The sequence below is a fragment of the Bacteroides gallinaceum genome (genome assembly GCF_030373775.1).
GTDB lineage: Bacteria > Bacteroidota > Bacteroidia > Bacteroidales > Bacteroidaceae > Phocaeicola > Phocaeicola excrementipullorum.
On record NZ_JAUDEN010000082.1, the window covers coordinates 1 to 738 of the forward strand.

General features: G+C 44.2%; 1 protein-coding gene. It reads left to right on the forward strand.

Translation table 11 applies throughout. The features are described 5' to 3' along the window. Position 1: 1 nt before the first annotated feature. A partial coding sequence (locus QUW60_RS15050; RefSeq protein ID WP_289561515.1) for a Fic family protein occupies positions 2–738 on the forward strand: 737 nt, incomplete at its 3' end.

The following is a 738-nucleotide window of genomic DNA, read 5'->3' on the forward strand; positions in this document are numbered from 1 at the left end:
TATACATGAACATAAAGAATGGCCTTCCTTTTCGTGGAACAAGGAACTTGTCGGTGAGAAACTGAACAAGGTAAACAAAGCTGTCGGTTATCTGATGGGACGCCTTAGTGTAATCGGTTTTAACGACAAGATGTCTGCCGTAGTTGAATCCATCTCTCATGACATCATTGCATCATCAGAAATTGAAGGAGTGGAATTGAACAATGAGCAGGTACGTTCATCTGTAGCCCGCAAACTTGGAGTACAACTACCGAATCCGACCGAATCCTCACGATATATAGACGGAGTAGTGGAAATGGCACTTGATGCAACTGTCAATTTCAACAGTCCGCTTACCCATGAAAGACTCTTCGGCTGGCACAACTGCCTGTTTCCTACCGGATGGAGCGGTCCAACGAAAATAGATGTAGCCCGATACCGCAGTGGAGAGATGAAAGTTATTTCTGGAATGTTCGGCCGGGAAAAGGTACATTATGTAGCGCCTGCTCCTGAAAGAATAGACGAAGAAATGAATCGGTTTCTGGACTGGTTCAATTCAGATGTACATAACGGCTATGTCAAATCGGCGATAGCCCATTTGTGGTTTGTCTGTATCCATCCTTTCGATGACGGAAACGGACGAATCGGACGAGCCATTGCTGATATGGCACTTTCACAGGCTGAAGACTCAAAGATGCGTTTCTTCAGTATCTCCCATCAGATAAATAAGGATAAAAAACAGTATTACGACATATTGGA